This is a genomic window from Salmonella sp. SSDFZ69 (assembly GCF_004010755.1).
Lineage (GTDB): Bacteria > Pseudomonadota > Gammaproteobacteria > Enterobacterales > Enterobacteriaceae > Salmonella > Salmonella enterica.
The window spans coordinates 4,122,071-4,141,858 of the sequence record NZ_CP034831.1 but is presented as its reverse complement, the minus strand read 5'-3'; the positions used below and the strand labels follow the sequence as shown (position 1 = coordinate 4,141,858).

Here is a 19,788-nt window from a genome sequence, read left to right as displayed (position 1 = left end):
GCAGCGTATGCTGCGCCATCCTATTTTTCGCGCCTCAATGATGAAACGCTTTATCGGTCTTGTCGCGCTGGTTCTTCTTACCAGCACATTATTAACGGCATGTAATACCGCCCGCGGCTTCGGCGAAGATATTCAGCATCTCGGCCACGCCATCTCCCGTGCAGCCAGCTAATCGCTTCTCGTCTTCCTAAAATTAGTCGATCGCCCATCATTTTCTGGGATGTTGTCTATTATTAAGTTGCTATACACAAACAACATTGGCTAGAAAAGGAAGACATTATGGTTAAAAAGACAATTGCAGCGATCTTTTCTGTTTTGGTACTTTCCACTGTATTAACTGCTTGTAATACCACGCGCGGCGTGGGCGAGGACATCTCGGACGGTGGTAGTGCGATCTCTGGCGCTGCAACCAGAGCTCAGCAGTAATCATCAACGGTACGGCATGGCGTCGTACCGTTAATCGATTTTCTCCGGAAGCATAAGAAAGGGAGAATATCGGTTATCCATATGAAGTTTCATACGGATATTACGCTTATAGGTGTAAACCGTTTTCCCGTGAATGCCAAGCGCATACGCAATCTCTTTATTGCTGGTGCCTTCCGTCCACATCGCGAGCACTTTTTCCTCCTGCGGAGAGAGCAATGGCGTGGCGCTTTCCGGCGCTTCCTGCAGTGGATGAGTATATAGCGCTCCTTTAATTCGTTGTGCAAGCTCATGTAAAGGCGTGTGTTTAGATAACACCGCATGACTGGCATATTGCGATCTGTACGGCATATTCCCTGACTGTAATAATACTAACGGCGTCATCCTGCAGGCGGCAAAAAATGCATTGATAGGCTGCTCGGGTAAGGCATCGTTGAGAAAACCATATAAATCAGCGATAACCAGATGGGGCTTCCATTGCAGAATATGTTCTTTCGCCAGTATAAGGTTATTCATCCCGGATACCAGCAGTGAAGAACTGAGCACATCAGTGTGATTAAGCCAGGCCTCCATGCCCGTACGGGTAAAGTGGCATCGGTCTATCACTAAAATTTTCAACATAGTTTTTTGCACCCGGAAGTAGATAAAGCACTTTCTTTCCCAGAAGGCGTTCCATCATAGAGAACTCCTGTGGGCGCTAAATGCGAAAACTACGCGGCTTAAAAGGGCCAATTCCCGCCTTTAGACGGAAAAAAATAAAAAGGTTGAAATTCATTTTCTCTCAGGCAAGAATGGCTTTTCATCCGTATACGTTACAGGACGACCTGTAAACGCTATTCTCACCGGGGACGGCCCCATTAATTATCTGGAGCCTGCTATGTCCTGGATCATTCTATTAATCGCTGGTTTACTTGAAGTGGTATGGGCTGTCGGCCTGAAGTATACCCACGGTTTTTCTCGTCTGACCCCCAGTATTATCACCATTACGGCCATGGTTATCAGTATGGCGTTACTTTCCTGGGCAATGAAAACGCTGCCCGTTGGAACGGCGTACGCCATCTGGACCGGCATCGGCGCCGTCGGGGCGGCAATCACCGGTATCCTTCTGCTGGGCGAGTCTGCCTCACCGGCGCGTTTGCTCAGTCTTGGCTTGATCGTCGCGGGTATCATTGGGCTAAAACTCAGTGCGCATTAATTCGTCGCTGATATTGCTACGAACCTGATTGTTTTACCCAAATTAATTTATTGACGTCAAACCCCTCCCGGGTCGCGACGGCCAGCATTTGCTGTTTTATTTCCTCAGAAAGCGTTGGCGTGCGAGAGAGTATCCACAGATAGTCGCGATCCGGGCCGCACACCAGCGCATGACGGTATTCCCGGTCAAGCGCAATCACGTTATAGCCGCCGTAGAACGGGCCGAAAAAAGAGACCTTGAGCGCGGCGCGGTTTGGACTACCGGTAAAATACGCTTTGCCTTCTGTTTTTTGCCACATTCCCCGATCCGGGTTATAGCCTTTATTGATGACATTAATCCCGCCATCGTCACGCAGACTATAGGTGGCCGTGACTTGTTCCAGTCCACGTTCAAATCGATGATCGAGGCGTGCGATCTCATACCAGGTGCCGAGGTAACGTTTGGCATCAAAGTTATTTACCACGGTAACGCCTTTAGGCGGAGTAGGCGAACTACAGGCGACAACCAGAAATGCAGCCGTAACTGCAGCAACGACGGGCAGAATGCGCATGAGATTTTCCTTCCAGTGTTTTTTCTAAGTGTAGAACCTGGCGGGAAAATGAGAGGCAGGAAAAGAAAAAACGCCCTCTTATCGGGTAGATAAGAGGGCGTCGTGGCAACTTAGAGAGTGATAACGCCAATCGCCGTCACAACGGTCAGGATTGCCGCCAGACCGTAGAAGACCCATTTGCCCGCAGGCACGTGGATTTTCAGGTCATGCATCGCGTGGTGCATACGGTGTAGGCCACACCATAGCGGCAGCACGATCATCAGGAACAGAAAAACGCGACCAATGAAGCTTTGGGCGAACGTCAGTACGCGCTCAAAACTCAGGGCATCGCCCGGAAATAGCCCCAGCGGCAGCATGATGCCAACCAGTAGCACGATCACCGGCGCGATGATCGCGCCCCACATACCGCCTGCGCCAAACAGTCCCCAGAATACGGGTTCATCAGAACGTTTTGGGTTTGGATTAATCATCCGGGACTCCTTACCAGAACAGGGCAACATACAGAATGACTACGGTGACTACCGCAGTGACCACCCAAAGCCCTTTGATGATTGGCTCTGGCCCCATTTTTTCGTCTTTTACAATGATATTGGCCGCCTTCGGCGCCAGTTCAAACCAGGTTTTGGTGTGCAGCAGCGCGGCCGCCAGGGTGATCAGGTTTAAGATCACTACCACCGGGTTTTGTAAAAAGCCGACGAATCCCATCCAGGATTCCGCGCCGTGTTTGAGCGCAAACAGACCGAAAATCAGTTCAATACTGAACCAGACTGCCGGCACCGCTGTGCCTTCGCGCAGCATATAAAAGCGATAAAACGGCAGTTTTTTCCACCAGGTGGACGTCATCGGCCGCACATAGGGTTTGCGTTTAGTCGTCATGTTGCACTCCTTAGCGTGGTTTCAGGGTGGCGATAAGAAAGTCTTTCGAGCTTTCCACTTTACCCTGCTGAATGGCCGCAGCCGGATCGACATGTTTTGGACAGACTTCGGAGCAGTAGCCCACGAAAGTACAGGTCCATACGCCGTTCGGACTGTTCAACTGCGCCATACGCTCCTTCTTACCGTGATCGCGGCTATCTTCGTTATAGCGATGCGCCAGCGTAATCGCAGCCGGTCCGATAAACTCAGGATTCAGACCGAACTGCGGGCACGCGGCGTAGCACAGACCACAGTTGATGCAACCGGAGAACTGGTGATACTTCGCCATTTGCGCCGGGGTCTGGACATTCGGCCCCTGATCTGGCGTGCGAGAGTTGCCAATAATGTACGGTTTGATCGCTTCCAGGCTTTCGATAAAGTGCGTCATATCGACAACCAGATCGCGCTCAATCGGGAAGTTCGCCAGCGCTTCCACCTTCATACCGTTGGTGTAATCGCGCAGGAAGGTTTTACACGCCAGTTTAGGGACGTTGTTGACCATCATGCCGCAGGAGCCGCAGATCGCCATACGGCAGGACCAGCGGTAGCTCAGGTCTGGCGACAGGTTATCTTTGATGTAGCCCAACGCGTCCAGTAGCGATGTTGTTTCATCATAAGGAACTTCATAGAAAGCACTGTGCGGCGCGGTATCGGTTTCCGGGTTATAGCGCACCACCTCAACTTTCAGGTTTTTCATCTCAGCCATTCGCCTTCTCCTTCTTATCGGCTGCTTCCGCTTCACCGCCGTAAACACGTTTGGCTGGCGGCAGGGTGGTGATTTTCACGTCGCTGTATTCCAGACGGGTCGTGCCATCAGCATCGCGGAAGGCGAGGGTGTGCTTGAGGAAGTTCACATCGTCGCGCTCGGTACAGCCTTCATCCAGACGCTGATGCGCGCCGCGGGACTCTTTACGCGCCAGCGCAGAGTGCGCCATACATTCCGCCACGTTCAGACCATGACCCAGTTCGATGGTATACAGCAGGTCAGTGTTGAACACGCTGGAGGTATCGGAGATACGTACGCGCTTGAAACGTTCCTGAAGCTCGGCCAGTTTATCAACGGTTTTCTGCATCAGTTCCGGGGTACGGTAAATACCGCAACCTTCTTCCATAGACAGACCCATCTCATCGCGGATCTTCGACCAGTTTTCGTTGCCTTCCTGGTTCACCAGATTTTTCAGACGTTGTTCAATATCGGCAACCTGGGCGTCGAGCGCGGCGCTATTTGCGGCACCTGCCGTAGCAGCGCGTTCCATTGCTTGTTCGCCAGCCAGACGACCAAACACCACCAGTTCCGCCAGCGAGTTGGAACCGAGGCGGTTCGCGCCATGCAGGCCAACAGAGGAGCATTCGCCAACGGCAAACAGCCCTTTGACACGGCTTTCACAGTTCTGGTCGGTTTCAATGCCGCCCATGGTGTAGTGCGCGGTCGGACGTACTGGAATCGGTTCTTTAACCGGATCGACGCCGACATAGGCTTTCGCCAGTTCGCAAATGAACGGCAGACGTTCATGCAGTTTCTTCTCGCCGAGATGACGCAGGTCGAGGTGAACCACATCGCCGCGCGGCGTGGAGATGGTGTTGCCTTTACGCCATTCGTGCCAGAAAGCCTGGGATACTTTGTCGCGCGGCCCCAGTTCCATATATTTGTTTTTCGGCTCGCCCAGCGGCGTTTCGGGGCCCATGCCGTAGTCTTGCAGGTAACGGTAGCCATTTTTATTGACCAGAATACCGCCTTCGCCGCGGCAACCTTCGGTCATCAGAATACCGGAACCTGGCAGGCCGGTCGGGTGATACTGAACGAATTCCATATCACGCAGCGGAACGCCGTGGCTCAGCGCCATGCCCATCCCGTCGCCGGTGACGATGCCGCCGTTGGTGTTATAGCGGTATACGCGGCCTGCGCCGCCTGTCGCCATGACCACGGCGTTGGCGCGGATTTGCACCAGCGTGCCTTCCATCATGTTCATTGCCACCAGGCCGCGCGCATGGTTGTCATCAACCAGAATATCCAGCACGAAATGTTCGTCAAAGCGCTGGATTTGTGGGAACTGCAGGGAAGTCTGGAACAGGGTATGCAGCATATGGAAGCCGGTTTTATCCGCGGCGAACCAGGTACGCTCGATTTTCATACCACCGAAGCGACGCACGTTAACGCTACCGTCCGGACGGCGGCTCCACGGGCAGCCCCATTGCTCCAGCTGCGTCATCTCAGTGGGACAATGGTGGACAAAGTAATCCACGACATCCTGCTCACACAGCCAGTCTCCGCCTGCTACCGTATCGTGAAAATGGTAGTCAAAGCTGTCATGATCCTGGGCGACAGCGGCTGAACCCCCTTCGGCAGCGACGGTGTGGCTGCGCATCGGGTACACTTTTGAGATCAGTGCGATTTTAGCATTGGGATTCGCCTGTGCGGCAGCAATTGCAGCACGTAATCCCGCGCCACCGGCGCCTATAATGGCAAGATCGGCTTGAAAGGTTTGCACGACATTCCTCCAGATTATTGTAATTTCACCCTCGCGCAGCCAGATAAAGCCTCTGGGTTCTGCGAAGTATGAATGCGTTTCCACTGCTCCTTTATGGGTACAACAGTATAGTCTCAGGGATGTGAGGGAAATTTGACGTGTTCGATTTTTTTAGCGTATCAGAGGGATGAATTATCATTGATTTTGATTAATTTAATTACTAAACCATCTGAAATCACTTTTTTTACCCTCCAGAAGGCGCCCGATACGCCTGCGCAAAATTTGTTTCGCCCGCGCGTTGCGAGTAGACTTCGTGACCTTGTCTTAAACTGGAGAAAGAATCATGAGCGAAACGGCAACCTGGCAGCCGAGCGCGTCCATCCCCAATTTATTAAAACGTGCGGCGATTATGGCGGAAATCCGTCGTTTCTTTGCCGATCGTGGAGTGCTTGAGGTTGAGACGCCCTGCATGAGTCAGGCGACGGTCACAGACATTCATCTGTTCCCGTTCGAAACGCGTTTCGTCGGACCTGGCCATTCCCAGGGGATGAACCTCTATTTAATGACCAGTCCGGAATACCATATGAAACGCCTGCTGGCGGCAGGGTGCGGCCCGGTTTTCCAGCTATGCCGCAGTTTCCGTAATGAAGAGATGGGACGACATCATAATCCGGAATTCACTATGCTGGAGTGGTATCGCCCGCATTACGATATGTACCGCCTGATGAATGAAGTGGATGATTTGCTTCAGCAAGTGCTGGATTGTCAACCCGCGGAAAGTCTCTCCTATCAACAGGCGTTTCAGCGCCATCTGGAGATTGACCCGTTATCAGCAGATAAAACGCTGCTGCGTGAGGCGGCGGCAAAGCTTGATTTAAGCAATATCGCCGATACGGAAGAAGACCGTGATACGTTGCTGCAACTGCTGTTCACGATGGGGGTTGAGCCGCATATAGGTAAAGAAAAGCCGACCTTTATTTATCACTTTCCGGCAAGTCAGGCATCGCTGGCACAAATCAGTACCGAGGATCATCGCGTCGCCGAGCGCTTTGAGGTGTACTACAAAGGTATTGAGCTGGCGAATGGTTTCCACGAACTGACGGACGCACGTGAGCAACAACAGCGCTTTGAACAGGACAATCGTAAGCGCGCCGCTCGCGGTCTGCCGCAGCAGCCGATTGACCAAAATCTACTGGATGCGCTGGCCGCCGGTCTACCGGATTGTTCCGGCGTGGCGCTGGGGGTTGATCGTCTGGTGATGCTGGCGCTGGGAGCAGAAAGCCTGGCGGACGTGATTGCTTTTACGGTCGATCGGGCGTAAATCTGAAATTCACTCTTTCGCGAGATAAAATGGCGCAATAAGCGCCATTTTGTAGCATATTTTTTCAATTATCCTCTGTTTGCCACAACATAAGGCTGGAACTTTGATGCCATTTAGGTATCAATCCTGTGTTGATTTTTTTATCGCTGACCTTTGTAAAAAAGAAGGCGGCGTCAATCGGTGAGCGGCGTCTGGCAAACGCGCTCGAGCGTAAGGGATGGTTGAATGACCCACACGATAAAAAAGATGAGCCTTATTGGGCTTATCCTGATAATTTTTACTTCTGTTTTTGGTTTTGCGAATAGCCCGTCGGCGTTTTATTTAATGGGGTATAGCGCAATTCCGTGGTATATATTTTCTGCCTTGCTGTTTTTTATTCCATTCGCTTTAATGATGGCTGAAATGGGTTCCGCTTATCGCAAAGAAGAGGGCGGGATCTATTCGTGGATGAATAATAGCGTGGGGCCACGTTACGCGTTTATCGGCACGTTTATGTGGTTTTCATCGTATGTCATATGGATGGTAAGTACGGCGGCAAAAATTTGGGTACCGTTTTCTACTTTTGTTTTTGGCGCCGATATGACGCAGCACTGGCGTATTGCGGGGCTTGAGCCTACGCAGGTTGTCGGGCTGCTCGCCGTTGGCTGGATGATTCTGGTGACGTGTGTCGCCGCCAGAGGGATCAATAAAATTGCGCGAATTACGGCGGTCGGAGGTATTGCCGTAATGTGTCTTAATTTAGTTTTATTGTTAGTGAGTGTCGCTATTTTGTTATTAAATGGTGGGCATTTTGCACAAGAAATTAATTTTACCTCGTCACCGAATCCGGGTTATCACTCCGGCCTGGCAATGTTGTCATTTGTGGTATTTGCTATTTTTGCTTATGGCGGTATTGAGGCTGTCGGCGGACTGGTGGATAAAACCGAGAAACCGGAAAAGAATTTTGCGAAAGGTATTGTCTTCGCGGCCATTGTGATTTCAATTGGTTATTCTTTGGCGATCTTTTTATGGGGCGTCAGCACTAACTGGCAACAGATATTAAGTAATAGCGCCGTTAACTTAGGGAATATTACCTACATTTTGATGTCGAGTTTAGGCACGACATTAGGTAACGCGTTAAACCTTTCTCCGGACGCAGCGATGACGGTGGGCGTCTGGTTTGCGCGTATCACCGGCCTTTCTATGTTTCTGGCTTATACCGGCGCGTTTTTTACGTTGAGCTATTCACCGCTGAAAGCCATTATTCAGGGGACGCCAAAAGCGTTGTGGCCCGCGCCGATGACGACACTGAACGCTAACGGTATGCCGGCGACCGCTATGTGGCTACAGTGCGTGCTGGTGAGTCTGTTTATTTTGCTGGTCTCTTTTGGCGGTGACACTGCATCGGCGTTTTATAACAAACTCACGCTGATGGCGAACGTCTCAATGACCTTGCCATACCTGTTCCTTGCGCTGGCATTTCCCTTCTTTAAAGCGCGTCAGGATCTGGAGCGGCCATTTGTTCTATTTAAAACCAAAGCCTCTACCCTGGTCGCGACGGGTGTTGTGGTGCTGGTGGTGACGTTTGCCAACGTCTTTACCATCATCCAGCCGGTGATTGAAGCTGGGGACTGGGACAGCGCCTTGTGGATGATCGGCGGCCCGATCTTCTTCTCGCTGCTGGCGATGGCGATTTATCAGAATTACAGCAGCCGCATGAGCGCTGATCCGGAGTGGGCGGCGGAGTAAAGACCGTATGCCGGATAAGACCCCAAGGGGCGCATCCGGCATTTCTTGCCTGGATCATGCGCTACAAACTCCCCGCCGGGCGGCTGGTTTTACCCGCTGACGTTAACGTTCTCCCCGTTTGTTTACCTCCGAGACTCTCCAGACGCATCTGGAACGGCGGGAACGGCATATCAATACCGTGTTCGCGGAAGCCAGCCAGAATCAATTGGTGGATCTCATGGCGTAATGGCATACGGTGTCCCATTTCCGCGGCATAGATACGCAGTTCGAAAATCTGAATACCCTGCTGGAGATCCACCAGAAAGATTTCAGGCGGTGGGTTATCAAGCACCAAAGAACAGCGCTGCGCCGCCGTCAGCAGAATTTGCGTCACCTCTTCGCTATTGGCATCCGCCGGTGCCGGGATGGTTAACACCACGCGCGTAACGGAGTCAGATAGCGACCAGTTGATAAACTGTTCGGTGATAAAGGCTTTATTCGGCACGATAATCTCTTTACGATCCCAGTCACTGATGGTGGTGGCGCGGGTATTGATTTTGGTCACGCTGCCGGTGAGATCGCGAATGGTCACCGTATCGCCGATACGAATCGGCTTTTCAAACAAAATAATCAGGCCGGAGATAAAGTTAGCGAAAATTTCTTGCAGGCCAAAACCAAGCCCAACGCCGAGCGCGGCCACCAGCCATTGTAGCTTCGACCACTCAATGCCGATCATCGAGAAACCGACCAGCCCGCCAATTAGCATTAACAGATATTTGGTGATGGTCGTGATGGCGTAACCGGTACCAGGCGTTAAATCGAGATGCTGTAATAACGCCAGTTCCAGCAGCGCAGGCAGATTACGCACCAACTGCGTGGTGATGATAAAGACCAGAATCGCAATGAGCACCGCCCCCAGAGTAATTGGCTCCAGGCTTTCCACGCCTTGCACCGTAGAGGTGACATCCCACAGCGAAATATTCTCCAGGAAGCCGAATGCCGAGTGGATTTCCGACCACAGTACAATTACCGATAGCAGGGCGATAAGCATCAGAATTGAGCGGACCAGACGCAGCGACTGAGCGCTAATAGCGTCAAGATCGATTTCACTTTCATCAATGTCGACCGCGCCTTCCAGGCTGGAGGAGTGCGCCGGTTCTTCTTCGCCGCGCGCGCGCTGCGCCAGCATTTCCGCCCGACGATGTTTGGCGCGGTCAAAAGCCAGTCGGCGTCGTTGGATCAGCATCCAGCGGCGAATGACGTGATAGATGACCAGCAACAGGAACCAGATAGCGACCGAGGTTTCCAGTCTCGCCAGTAGCGCCTGTGCCGTGGCCAGATAACCTACCGCCGCCGCCAGAATCGCGATAAGCGGCGCGCCCATCAGCATATTCCACAGCAGGCTGTTGACCATGTTGTCGCCGTTGCCTTCTTTATCAAGATAGAGCGGGATGCCCGCTTTTTTCAGACTCAGCGTGACCAGCGCCAGCGCGCCGCATATCAGGATGAAGCAAAGGCGGCCCAACGAGCCGGAAAACTCCCGATCGTTAAGATTATCAAACATGATCACTGCCATAATGAGCGGCACGATCAGCCCAATGCTCATCAGGTAGTAGCGCATCGCTTTCGCTACCCGGTTTCGCGGCCAGCCGAAATGCGCCACAAACAGGCCATTAGGGCGGGCAAAAGCGGCGCAAATCATGACTACCCACAACAGCGGTACTGTCGCCGTCACGCCATCGCCGATGGCGACGGCCAGCGGATACGGCCAGGCTTCCTGCAGACCATAGCCGAGCGTCGCCCACAAGACCGGCAGCGGCGAGGCGACCAGAATCGACCAGAACACCGTTCGCAGCGTCAGCGAGAAGTGATCCTGGGTGACTTTCCCGACGCGCGAGGCCGAACGCTCAAGGAACCGGTTGAAGTGTTGGCGTGAATAGAGGCTAAACCCGACCAGCGCCAGCGCGCCGAATAACGGCAGTAGCGTCTCTTTGCTGGTCAGCATCATGATGCTGGCTTTACCTAACTGATTAAACGTATCTAATGAGATAAGCCGACGTAAATCCTGAACCAAATCAACAGGCCAGGAGAGCGATAGCGGGCTAACGTCAGCGGTCCAGAACAGATAACGGTGGGTCGCTTCATTAACCTCTTTAAGCGCATCCTCCAGTTGGCTGTTGGAGACTTTCAGTTTGGTCAGCTCCAGGATCAGCGTATCGCCGCCCTGTAACAACGAGTTGAGCAGCTCGCGCTGAGTGCGAAGCTGGGCGTCAAGAATCTGGTTTTGCTCGGCGGTCAGCGGCTGTCCATTGGCCTGACGTATTTGCCGTAGCTGCGGCTGCTTATTGAGTAACTCTTCATAGCGCATACGGTGGACGCGTAGCTGCGCCATTTCCGTATCAAGCTGCTGCGGCTTAGGCATCTCTGGCAGACGGGCGACCTGCGCACGCAGCGCTTCGCCAAGCATGTTGGACACGCCAAGCCATTGCGACTGCTCCCGCAGCGTATTGAGCGCCTGGCGCACCTGTAACGTTTGGCTGGTGGCCTGTCGCTGCTGCGAGGCGACCAGATCCATCCGCTGCGCTTGTTGATTGAGCGCCTGTGACAGCTCGCGGTTGACTTTAAATTGTTCGACGATGCCTTCCGGCAAACCGGCGCTGTTTTCCGCCAGCAGCTCAGTGCTTTCCAGCGCGCGTTCCGCTTCACGTTGGCGCAGGCTATTGAGCTGATTGCGCAGCGCCTGAAGATACGCATCCAATTGCTGACTCTGTTTTTCCGCCAGCTCGGAACGCAGACGAGCCAGTTCCTGCCGGTTGTTGGCGGACAGTTGCGCCAACTCCAGTTCGTCGACTAACGCTTTTAGTTTGGCGGACTCTGCCTGCATACTGAGACTTTGCGCCTGGCTAAGCGCGGCACTTCCGCCTGCGGCGCCGAGCCGTCGCTCAATCTCATTAAGCTGGCGGCGGGCGTCGTTTTGCTGTTGGGGAAGCTGGCTGAGCGAGTCGGCGATCTCCCTGACGCGCTCCTGCTCCTGTTGCGCCTCGCGGGTTTTATCCAGTAGTTGGCTGCTAACCTGCAAGATCTCCTGATTTAACGCTTCGGTGGACATCTCTGGCGGTACGCTGCGAGGTTCATCGCGCAGATTATTCAACTGGGCGCGCAAGGTGGCGGATAGTTTAGGAAAATTATCAATAACGTGTTGATATTGTTTCGCGCGCTCAAGCGAGCCTTTTCGCTCTTCAAGCGCGTTTAACGCAGTCTGGAGCGCCTCAACGGCTTCCGGCTGAGCGGGCTTCGCCGCTTTTGCCTGCTCCAGTTCCTGCGTGATTTGTTTGGCGTCGGGGGCCGTTGCGGCGAACGCCCCCGTGCTGAGGCACCAGGCCATCAGAAAAGCGATAATCAGGCGCACGTCAGCATTCTCTCTTGATTAGGTGTCGTCTTTTTTATTGTCAACCAGCGGGCTGGCGTCGTGTTCGGCTTTAATTTCTTCTGCCGGCAGCGGAGCAGGTTCTACCTCCGGCGCGACGAATGTTTCGGTCGACGTCGCCAGCGGTTGGCCAATTTTGGTAACGGACAGGCTTGCCAGCGACTCGATCAGATTCACTTTCCCCGGCGCAAATAAGTTGATGACCGTGGAACCCAGTTTAAAGCGTCCCATCTCCTGGCCTTTCAACAAGGCGACAGACCCTTCATGTTCGCCTTCTGGCCAGGTCCAGCGCTTGATGATGCCTTCGCGCGGCGGGGTAATGGTCCCCGCCCAGACGGTTTCGATACTGCCGACAATAGTTGCGCCGACCAGAATCTGCGCCATAGGGCCGAACTCGGTATCAAACAGGCAGATAACGCGCTCGTTGCGGGCAAACAGGTTGGGGACGTTTTGCGCGGTCAGATGGTTAACGGAGAACAGATCGCCCGGTACGTAGATCATTTCACGCAGGATGCCGTTGCATGGCATGTGCACGCGATGGTAGTCGCGAGGGGAGAGGTAAGTGGTCACAAACGTGCCGTTGCGGAACTTATCCGCCATCAGGTAGTTACCCGCCAGCAACGCCTCAAGGCTGTAATTATGGCCTTTGGCCTGCAAAATTTTATCTTCTTCGATACGACCCAACTGGCTTATCACGCCGTCAGCAGGCATCACCAGGATGTTAGGATCGGTATTGAGCGGACGCACGTCATCACGCAGCGGACGAACAAAGAAATCATTGAACGTACGATAGCTGGCGGTATCCGGTTTTTGCGCCTCGGTCATATCGACTTTGTAATACTTTACGAAGAGATCGATAACCAGTTTTGTCAGCCATCCTGCTCGTTTGCTTGCGCCCCAGCCCGCCAGGCGAGTGAGCCATAGTTTCGGCAGAATGTATTGTAGCGAAAGTTTAAATGAGTTTAACAAGGTAGCCTCCAGGCCATTGTTGTTCCTGAACCGGCAGTTATACCGGTATCCTGAAAAAAGTGGACGATTCTAACGACGCCTAGCGTATCTGTCAGTCGTCCGTATCAGAAAAGTTTTTACGCGTTTTTACCTGCGCCATACTTTCAAGAATTCGGTGATAATTTTCGAAACGGGTTTCCGCAATAGCGCCGTTCTCTACCGCTTCGCGAATGGCGCAGCCTGGATCGGCGTCATGCTTGCAGTCCCGGTATTTGCAATGTCCCAAATAGTCATGAAATTCGACAAAGCCCTGGGTGATTTGTTCCGGCTCCAGATGCCATAAGCCGAACTCGCGCACGCCGGGGGAATCAATGACATCGCCGCCATGCGGGAAATGATACAGACGAGCAGCGGTAGTGGTATGTTGACCCAGACCGGAGACATTCGACACATCGTTCGTCAGAATCTCGTTCTGTAAGCCGAGCAGAGCGTTTAGCAGACTGGATTTTCCGACGCCGGACTGCCCGGCAAAAATACTGATGCGACCGGTTAACGCCTCTTCCAGCGGTTTCAGACCATCCTGCGTATGACTGGAGACCATCAGCACGCGATAGCCGATATTGCGGTAGATATCCATCTGCTCATTAACGAAGTCCATACCTTCGTCGTCCAGCAGATCAATTTTATTGAGTACGATAAGCGGCTCAACCTGTAGGGTTTCACAGCCGACCAGATAGCGATCGATGATATTCAGCGACAGCTCCGGCAAAATCGCGGAGACGATAACGATTTGGTCAATGTTGGCGGCAATAGGCTTCACGCCGTCGTAGAAGTCCGGGCGCGTCAATACCGAGGTGCGCTCATGCACCGCTTCAACGATGCCTTTTACGTTGACGCCCTCTGCGGCGGCTTTGCCCGGACGCCAGACGACGCGATCGCCCGTCACCAGCGAACGGATAGTGCGGCGGATATTGCAACGGTGAACCTCGCCGTCAGCAGACTCCACATCGGCATGCATACCAAAACGGCTAATGACGATACCTTCTGCAGGCTCGCCAAACAGGTTGTCATCGTAGTCGGCTTTCTCCGCGGACGTTTTTAAACGACGCTGGTGATTGGCGTTCACACGGCGCTGCTGGCCTTTGGAGAGTTTATTTTTGCTCAATCGTACTGGCTCCTGGTCGCCCATAGTGGGCAAAACATCTATGATACACGCAATTGTAGATGAATATAGTCACAGTGAATGTGACCTCTGAAGGGTGGAAAATAGCATGAGTGCCGATGAAAACAACCTGATTTGGATCGATCTGGAGATGACAGGTCTGGACCCCGAGCGCGATCGCATTATTGAGATAGCTACGCTGGTGACGGATGCCAGCCTGAACATTCTGGCGGAAGGGCCGACGATTGCGGTACATCAATCCGATGCGCAACTGGCGTTAATGGATGACTGGAACGTGCGCACCCATACCGGCAGCGGTCTGGTGGATCGCGTTAAGGCAAGTACGATGGGCGAACGAGACGCTGAACTGGCGACGATTGAATTTCTGAAAACGTGGGTGCCTGCGGGTAAGTCGCCGATTTGCGGTAACAGCATCGGTCAGGATCGTCGTTTTCTGTTTAAATATATGCCGGAACTGGAGGCTTACTTCCACTATCGCTATCTGGATGTCAGTACGCTCAAGGAACTGGCGCGCCGCTGGAAGCCGGAGATTCTGACCGGCTTTACCAAGCAGGGCACGCACCAGGCGATGGATGATATTCGCGAGTCGGTGGCGGAGCTGGCTTACTACCGCGAGCATTTCATTAAGCTGTGAGGCGTAACATGCCGGATGGCAACGCCAGAGCGTCTCATCCGGCAGCTCTCCCGCCACTGAATTACTGCGTAAACCATTTCTCCTGCATTTGTGCATATTCCGGCGATGCTTTCACCTTGTCGAGCGCGGCATTAATTTCTTGCAATAGCGCGTCGTTGCCTTTGCGTACCGCAATGCCTAACCCTTTTCCGTAGTAGTCAGGATCGCTGGCGCGTTCATCCATGATGGCGTAATCCGGATTGTTTTTTAGCCACTTACCAATCGCGGCGACATCGCCAAACACGCCCTCAAGACGGTTGTTTTTCAGATCGGTAAAGGCGTTTAGATAACTGTCATAGGCGACAGGCGTGATAGCTTGTTGTTTATCCTGCAAATAGCGCTGATGCGTTGTACCGTTTTCCAGACCGACTTTTTTGCCTTTCAGATCGGCAAAAGTGTGATAAGCCCCTTTACGCGTGACGACTACCGCCGATAAACCTTCGTAATAGGGTTGGCTAAAGGAGACCTGCTGCTCACGTTTGGGCGTCATATCCATACCGGCGATCACCGCATCAAACTTTTTGAAGCGTAGGCCGGGGATCAGGCTATCAAAGCTCTGGTTAGTGAATGAGCACTCCGCTTGCATCTCTTTGCAGACCGCGTTGGCGACATCAATATCGAAACCAACAATTTTATTATCGGCATCGACAAACTCATAGGGCGCATAGGTGGCGGAGGTGCCAAAATGTAATGTTCTGGCGGAAACGGAAGCGGCGTGAACGGAGAGGCTGGCTAACAGCATGACAATAAGTTTTTTTTTCATCTTGATCCCTGATATCAATTGGATGTTGTGGTCACCGTGCTATTCTTTTTTTGGCGCAGGGTGCTATTCTGATTCTGTGCCTTTAGGCGTGGCGTGAAAAGTTTTTTGTTGCATAGCGCACGCTTTGCTCGTTTTTTGTCTTGTTTGGTGATTTAATCAGCATTCAAACAAAAATCGCGAAAAAATGCGTTCAGGGGCTTGCAGCTAAATGGATTTCTCGTATAATGCGCCTCCCGTAACGACGCTGAAATGCGAATTACGACAGCAACAAATTTGCGGGAATAGCTCAGTTGGTAGAGCACGACCTTGCCAAGGTCGGGGTCGCGAGTTCGAGTCTCGTTTCCCGCTCCAAAATTTGAAAGTACTTGTTAAGTACAAACCACCAATCGCAGGATTTCGAATTGCGACAAGGCGGCAACTGAATGAGTCCTCAGGAGCTTACTGAAGTAAGTGACTCAGGCGAGTGAAGGCAGCCAACGCAGTAGCGGTTCGAAAGACGAAGATTATGCGGGAATAGCTCAGTTGGTAGAGCACGACCTTGCCAAGGTCGGGGTCGCGAGTTCGAGTCTCGTTTCCCGCTCCAAAATTTGAAAGTGCTTGTTAAGCACAGACCACCAATCGCAGGATTTCGAATTGCGACAAGGCGGCAACTGAATGAGTCCTCAGGAGCTTACTGAAGTAAGTGACTCAGGCGAGTGAAGGCAGCCAACGCAGTAGCGGTTCGAAAGACGAAGATTATGCGGGAATAGCTCAGTTGGTAGAGCACGACCTTGCCAAGGTCGGGGTCGCGAGTTCGAGTCTCGTTTCCCGCTCCAATTCTTATCTACAGTAAAATTATCCACAACGAATATCGCGTTGGGGCACGTTTTGTTCCGCTTTCGTCAGATCCTTGTAAACAGACTTATCCACAGGTTGGCCCATTACTCCTGGAATGCAAAAAATCATACCTGACGCGTAGAATTTCTATAATTTACTGAAAAATATAGAAAAAATAAGATTTCAAAACGTTAGCGTTATTGACTATTCCTTTTTTCCCTCTTGAATCGCAATGTGTTTTTATTTTTATACACAGCCTGTGAATAATTCAGGCATCGCGCACCAGCCCTTTTTCAATCACCCTGACCAGACGCTGTTTTTTCGGTAGCTGCACTTCAATGATGCAGGCGTTGCGCTTTTCAATTTGTTGCGCAATCGCCCATTCGATATGCTCATCGAGAAGTGGATGCTCACCCTTGCGGCTTTCCAGCGCCGTAATGACGGCATTACTCCACGGCGCATTCCCCAGCGCGACGGCAACATTGCGCAGCCAGCGTAAATGGCCAATGCGCCGAATCGCAGAACCTTCAGTGACTTTCAGAAACTGCGCTTCGCTCCAGCTAAACAACTCAAGCAAATCTGGGTTATGCAGCGCCTTGCGTGGGCTAAAATCTGCTTCGTCGGTCAACTGAGAGTAACGATTCCATGGACAGATAAGCTGGCAGTCATCGCAGCCGTAAATACGGTTGCCTATCAGTGGGCGAAATGCTTCCGGAATAGCGCCTTCCAGCTCAATGGTGAGATAAGAAATACAGCGCCGCGCGTCCACCGTATACGGTTCGACGATCGCCCCGGTCGGGCAAATGGTCATACAGGCGACGCATTTGCCGCAACCATCCTCGACCGGCTGGTCGACCGGCAGCGGTAAATCAATCAGCAGTTCCCCCAGGAAAAAGAATGAGCCCGCCTCCCGATTAAGGATAAGTGAGTGCTTACCCGTCCAGCCAAGTCCGGCTTTTTCCGCTAATGGGCGTTCAAGAATAGGCGCAGAGTCGACAAACGGTCTAAAATTCAGCGAACCGCAGTACTGCTGGATCTGCTCGCCTAGTTTTTTAAGGCGGCTGCGTAATAGCTTGTGATAATCACGCCCCAGCGCATATCGGCTAACGTAGCCCAGCGTGGGATCCTTCAACGTAGTGGCAAACGCGGCGTTGGCGGGCAGATAGTTCATGCGCACGCTGATGACACGTAGCGTACCGGGTAAGAGTTCATGAGGCCGGGCGCGCATCATACCGTGGCGCGCCATCCATGCCATCTCGCCGTGGTATTGTTTGTCCAGCCACGCCTGCAGCGCAGGTTCGGATGCGCGCAGATCGGTATCAGTAATACCGACCTGCTGAAAGCCCAGCTCCAGCCCCCACTGCTTAATATTTTGCGCTAACTGATTGAGATCGAGGGGCTTTGACATGATGGACCATAACATGAAGAAAAACCCTGTAAGTATACCACACTCCATTTGGCCCGCCGATGACATCAAACGGCTGGAACGCGATGCGGCGGATGCCTTCGGACTCACACTCTATGAATTGATGCTGCGCGCTGGCGACGCGGCATTTCGGGTAGCCCGTGACAGTTATCCTGACACCCGACACTGGCTGGTGTTGTGTGGTCATAGCAACAACGGCGGCGATGGTTACGTCGTGGCGCGACTAGCGCAAGCGGCGGGCATTAGCGTAACGTTGCTGGCGCAGGAGAGCGACAAACCGTTGCCTGAAGAAGCGGCGCAGGCGCGCGATGCCTGGCTGAATGCCGGCGGCATTATCCATGCTGCCGATATTATCTGGCCGGAAGCGACGGATCTGATTATCGACGCGCTGCTTGGCACCGGCATAGCCCAGGCGCCGCGCGACCCGGTAGCCGGTCTGATTGAACAGGCGAACGCCCATCCTGCGCCGGTTGTCGCCGTCGATATCCCGTCAGGCCTGCTGGCGCAAACGGGCGCCACGCCTGGCGCGGTGATAAGCGCCGCGCATACGGTCACGTTTATCGCCCTGAAACCAGGCCTGCTGACCGGCAAAGCGCGTGACGTTACTGGCATACTGCATTATGACGCGTTGGGACTGGAAGGCTGGCTGGCAAGCCAGACGCCGCCGCTCCGGCGTTTTGACGCGACGCAGTTGGGGCAATGGCTAACGCCGCGTCGACCGACCTCGCATAAGGGCGATCATGGTCGTCTGGCGATTATTGGCGGCGACCAGGGAACAGCGGGCGCAATTCGGATGGCTGGCGAGGCGGCGCTGCGTACGGGAGCTGGCTTGGTCAGAGTACTGACCCGCGGTGAAAACATCGCGCCGTTGCTGACGGCCCGCCCGGAACTGATGGTACATGAACTCACGCCTCAGTCGCTGGAAGAGAGCCTGTCCTGGGCTGACGTTGTGGTGATCGGTCCGGGGCTTGGGCAGCAGGAATGGGGCAAAAAAGCCTTACAGAAAGTAGAAAACGTCCGTAAACCTATGCTGTGGGATGCGGATGCGTTGAACCTACTGGCAATCAATCCTGATAAACGTCACAATCGCGTGATTACGCCGCATCCGGGAGAGGCTGCCCGCCTGTTAGGATGTTCTGTGGCAGAAATTGAAAGTGATCGCTTACTTTCAGCACAGCGTCTGGTAAAACGGTACGGAGGCGTGGTCGTGTTAAAAGGCGCAGGAACGATTATTGCCGCTGAACACCACCCTCTGGCTATCATTGACGCTGGTAATGCGGGGATGGCGAGCGGCGGGATGGGCGATGTCCTGTCCGGCATCATCGGCGCATTGCTCGGACAGAAGTTTACCCCGTATGATGCGGCATGTGTGGGATGTGTGGCTCACGGCGCGGCGGCGGACTTACTGGCAGCGCGTTATGGCGCTCGCGGCATGTTGGCGACCGATCTTTTTACTACGCTGCGGCGTATTGTTAACCCTGATGTGATTGACGTAAACCATGATGAATCGAGTAATTCCGCTACCTGACGAACAGGCGACGCTAGACCTGGGGCAACGGGTAGCCAACGCCTGCGATGGCGCGACCGTTATTTATCTGTATGGCGATTTAGGTGCCGGTAAAACGACGTTTAGCCGGGGATTTTTACAGGCGTTAGGCCATAACGGTAATGTAAAAAGCCCCACCTATACGCTGGTAGAGCCTTATACGCTTGATAACATGATGGTATATCACTTCGACTTATACCGTCTTGCGGACCCGGAGGAGCTGGAGTTTATGGGCATTCGCGATTATTTCGCCAACGACGCCATTTGTCTGGTGGAGTGGCCGCAACAAGGTAAAGGCGTTCTCCCCGACCCGGACGTCGAAATCCATATTGATTACCAGGCGCAGGGGCGTGAGGCTCGCGTAAGCGCGGTATCCTCATCGGGTCATTCGTTACTGGCGCGTTTAGCCGATTAGCTATAAAGGTGG

At 53.2% G+C, this 19,788-nt stretch carries 19 protein-coding genes and 3 tRNA genes; 11 read left to right on the top strand and 11 right to left on the bottom strand.

Going from position 1 to position 19,788, the window contains the following annotated elements:
• The first annotated feature begins 37 nt into the window (after positions 1–37).
• Together EOS98_RS20570 and ecnB are read left to right on the top strand one after the other, a co-directional pair.
• Positions 38–172: an entericidin A/B family lipoprotein gene (locus tag EOS98_RS20570; protein WP_000977687.1), complete on the top strand. Its 135-nt coding sequence runs from the start codon at positions 38–40 to the stop codon at positions 170–172.
• Positions 173–279: 107 nt separating this feature from the next.
• Positions 280–426, top strand: coding sequence for a lipoprotein toxin entericidin B (gene ecnB, locus EOS98_RS20560; protein ID WP_000239598.1), 147 nt, complete (start codon positions 280–282; stop codon positions 424–426).
• A 30-nt stretch (positions 427–456) separates the two neighbouring features.
• On the opposite strand, the gene EOS98_RS20555 is transcribed toward ecnB, so the two are convergent.
• Positions 457–1,044, bottom strand: a complete 588-nt coding sequence (locus tag EOS98_RS20555) for a response regulator transcription factor (protein ID WP_001763937.1) — start codon at positions 1,042–1,044, stop codon at positions 457–459.
• A 256-nt stretch (positions 1,045–1,300) separates the two neighbouring features.
• On the opposite strand from EOS98_RS20555, the gene sugE reads away from it, so the two are divergent.
• A complete protein-coding gene (gene sugE, locus EOS98_RS20550; RefSeq protein WP_000118469.1) occupies positions 1,301–1,618 on the top strand; it encodes a quaternary ammonium compound efflux SMR transporter SugE in 318 nt (105 codons plus the stop codon).
• Positions 1,619–1,634: 16 nt separating this feature from the next.
• Here the strand turns inward: sugE and EOS98_RS20545 are convergent, their stop codons facing one another.
• The 5 genes from EOS98_RS20545 to frdA all read right to left on the bottom strand — a co-directional run bounded on the left by EOS98_RS20545 (position 1,635) and on the right by frdA (position 5,572).
• Entirely contained in the window at positions 1,635–2,168 is a 534-nt protein-coding gene (locus EOS98_RS20545; RefSeq protein ID WP_001221670.1) for a lipocalin family protein, read from the bottom strand.
• A gap of 110 nt (positions 2,169–2,278) precedes the next feature.
• Positions 2,279–2,638 carry a fumarate reductase subunit FrdD gene (gene frdD, locus EOS98_RS20540; protein WP_000609650.1) on the bottom strand — a complete coding sequence of 120 codons (360 nt, stop codon included), beginning with the start codon at positions 2,636–2,638 and terminating at the stop codon, positions 2,279–2,281.
• Positions 2,639–2,648: 10 nt separating this feature from the next.
• Positions 2,649–3,044 carry a fumarate reductase subunit FrdC gene (frdC, locus tag EOS98_RS20535; protein WP_000208749.1) on the bottom strand — a complete coding sequence of 132 codons (396 nt, stop codon included), beginning with the start codon at positions 3,042–3,044 and terminating at the stop codon, positions 2,649–2,651.
• Between the two features lie 10 nt (positions 3,045–3,054).
• Complete coding sequence (frdB, locus tag EOS98_RS20530; RefSeq protein ID WP_000829509.1) at positions 3,055–3,789, bottom strand: fumarate reductase iron-sulfur protein; 735 nt, start codon at positions 3,787–3,789, stop codon at positions 3,055–3,057.
• Positions 3,782–5,572 carry a fumarate reductase (quinol) flavoprotein subunit gene (gene frdA, locus EOS98_RS20525; protein ID WP_001192954.1) on the bottom strand — a complete coding sequence of 597 codons (1,791 nt, stop codon included), beginning with the start codon at positions 5,570–5,572 and terminating at the stop codon, positions 3,782–3,784. Before frdA ends, frdB begins: the two co-directional genes overlap by 8 nt.
• A gap of 322 nt (positions 5,573–5,894) precedes the next feature.
• On the opposite strand from frdA, the gene epmA reads away from it, so the two are divergent.
• Entirely contained in the window at positions 5,895–6,872 is a 978-nt protein-coding gene (gene epmA / locus EOS98_RS20520) for an elongation factor P--(R)-beta-lysine ligase (protein WP_023242530.1), read from the top strand.
• A 225-nt stretch (positions 6,873–7,097) separates the two neighbouring features.
• A complete protein-coding gene (gene yjeM / locus EOS98_RS20515) occupies positions 7,098–8,600 on the top strand; it encodes a glutamate/gamma-aminobutyrate family transporter YjeM (RefSeq protein ID WP_126524345.1) in 1,503 nt (500 codons plus the stop codon).
• Positions 8,601–8,661: 61 nt separating this feature from the next.
• On the opposite strand, the gene mscM is transcribed toward yjeM, so the two are convergent.
• From mscM to rsgA, 3 genes are all read right to left on the bottom strand, one after another.
• Positions 8,662–11,988: a miniconductance mechanosensitive channel MscM gene (gene mscM, locus EOS98_RS20510; protein ID WP_001236755.1), complete on the bottom strand. Its 3,327-nt coding sequence runs from the start codon at positions 11,986–11,988 to the stop codon at positions 8,662–8,664.
• Positions 11,989–12,006: 18 nt separating this feature from the next.
• Positions 12,007–12,975, bottom strand: coding sequence for an archaetidylserine decarboxylase (gene asd, locus EOS98_RS20505; RefSeq protein WP_000934951.1), 969 nt, complete (start codon positions 12,973–12,975; stop codon positions 12,007–12,009).
• A gap of 91 nt (positions 12,976–13,066) precedes the next feature.
• Positions 13,067–14,119 (bottom strand): small ribosomal subunit biogenesis GTPase RsgA, encoded by a 1,053-nt coding sequence (gene rsgA, locus EOS98_RS20500; RefSeq protein WP_000041945.1) that lies wholly within the window; start codon positions 14,117–14,119, stop codon positions 13,067–13,069.
• Positions 14,120–14,225: 106 nt separating this feature from the next.
• Here rsgA and orn point away from each other — a divergent pair, with 106 nt between their 5' ends.
• Positions 14,226–14,771, top strand: coding sequence for an oligoribonuclease (gene orn, locus EOS98_RS20495; RefSeq protein ID WP_023207253.1), 546 nt, complete (start codon positions 14,226–14,228; stop codon positions 14,769–14,771).
• A 61-nt stretch (positions 14,772–14,832) separates the two neighbouring features.
• Here orn and EOS98_RS20490 read toward each other — a convergent pair whose 3' ends face one another.
• Positions 14,833–15,573 carry an arginine ABC transporter substrate-binding protein gene (locus EOS98_RS20490; RefSeq protein ID WP_000727892.1) on the bottom strand — a complete coding sequence of 247 codons (741 nt, stop codon included), beginning with the start codon at positions 15,571–15,573 and terminating at the stop codon, positions 14,833–14,835.
• 275 nt (positions 15,574–15,848) lie between these two features.
• Between EOS98_RS20490 and EOS98_RS20485 the strand changes: the two genes are divergently transcribed.
• From EOS98_RS20485 to EOS98_RS20475, 3 genes are all read left to right on the top strand, one after another.
• Positions 15,849–15,924 (top strand) — tRNA-Gly (locus EOS98_RS20485).
• Between the two features lie 156 nt (positions 15,925–16,080).
• Positions 16,081–16,156: transfer RNA gene (locus EOS98_RS20480), tRNA-Gly, on the top strand.
• Positions 16,157–16,312: 156 nt separating this feature from the next.
• Positions 16,313–16,388 (top strand) — tRNA-Gly (locus tag EOS98_RS20475).
• 269 nt (positions 16,389–16,657) lie between these two features.
• Here EOS98_RS20475 and queG read toward each other — a convergent pair.
• On the bottom strand, positions 16,658–17,797 hold the full coding sequence (gene queG, locus EOS98_RS20470) for a tRNA epoxyqueuosine(34) reductase QueG (RefSeq protein ID WP_164550771.1): 1,140 nt from the start codon (positions 17,795–17,797) through the stop codon (positions 16,658–16,660).
• Here queG and nnr point away from each other — a divergent pair.
• Both nnr and tsaE read left to right on the top strand, forming a co-directional pair.
• A complete protein-coding gene (gene nnr / locus EOS98_RS20465; protein ID WP_126524343.1) occupies positions 17,796–19,343 on the top strand; it encodes a bifunctional ADP-dependent NAD(P)H-hydrate dehydratase/NAD(P)H-hydrate epimerase in 1,548 nt (515 codons plus the stop codon). The genes queG and nnr overlap by 2 nt on opposite strands.
• Positions 19,315–19,776, top strand: coding sequence for a tRNA (adenosine(37)-N6)-threonylcarbamoyltransferase complex ATPase subunit type 1 TsaE (tsaE, locus tag EOS98_RS20460; RefSeq protein ID WP_000981990.1), 462 nt, complete (start codon positions 19,315–19,317; stop codon positions 19,774–19,776). The genes nnr and tsaE overlap by 29 nt, the downstream gene beginning before the upstream one ends.
• Positions 19,777–19,788: the final 12 nt, after the last annotated feature.